The organism is Dietzia sp. SLG310A2-38A2 (assembly GCF_014145095.1).
Lineage (GTDB): Bacteria > Actinomycetota > Actinomycetes > Mycobacteriales > Mycobacteriaceae > Dietzia.
The window spans coordinates 1-966 of the sequence record NZ_JAALDX010000336.1; the positions used below are offsets into that span (position 1 = coordinate 1).

Annotated in this window: 1 protein-coding gene; it reads left to right on the forward strand. The window is 72.4% G+C overall.

Annotation, left to right across the window (positions count from 1 at the left end; genetic code table 11):
- The coding region (locus G6027_RS12125) for an arabinofuranosyltransferase (RefSeq protein WP_182637404.1) at positions 1-966 on the forward strand (966 nt) is incomplete at both ends.

The window sequence follows — 966 nt, forward strand, 5'->3', positions numbered from 1 at the left end:
GACAGGCGAGCGCGGCCTGTGGCTCCTCGGCACCGCCGGCCCCGCGTTCCTCGCCTCCTCCCACCTCGGTCTGCTGCTGGGCGGCACCCCGCACTACCTCTTCGGACTCGGCGGCGACCAGCTCAACCGCGTCGCCTACGTGACCCGCTTCGCCGACTCCCCCGCGCTCAGCGACCCCTTCTACGCCGATGCCGCCCCCTTCTACCCGCCGCAGTGGTTCTGGGTGGGCGGGCGACTGGCCGCTCTGGCGGGGGTCGAGGGCTGGGAGTTCTACAAGCCCTACGCGATTATCACCATGGCGGTCGCGGGCGCGATCGCGTTCGTCGCCTGGCGCTGGCTGGTGCCGACGCGGTTGGCCGTGCTGTTCGGCCTGGTCACCGCGGTCGTCGGCGGGCACACGAACGCCTACGAGCCCTACTCGTGGATCCTCATCTGCCTGCTCCCGCAGGTCGTGGTGGCGACCTTCCTGCTCTGCGCACGCGCCGCCGCGCGGTCGCAGGGCACCGGGGACGGCCGACCCACGTGGCCGCTGGTCGTGACGATCGGTGTCTACCTCGGCTGGGCGGCTCTGGCGTACACACTCATCGCGGGTGTCGCGGCTTTGCTGGTCGCCCTCGTCGTCGTCGTCAACATTTGGCGCCACCGCGCCGACCGCGTCATCGCCACGCTGATCGCCCACCTGGCCGCGACGGCCGGCATCTCCGTACTGCTCGCGCTGGTGTTCTGGCACCGCTTCCTCCTGGCGGTGCTTGGTGGCGCCGAGACCGAGGCGTCGGTGGCCAACGACTTCGCCCCGGAGATCGGCTCGCGCTGGCCGCTGCCGATGTTCGAGGTGTCCGCCGCCGGCCTGCTGTGTCTGATCGGGCTGGCGTGGGTGGTGGTGACGGTGTGGCCGGACGGTGCCGGCCGGCTCGCAGACCGCGGGGCCGCGTCCCTGGGCGCCCGGATCGGGGACCGCGAAGCCGA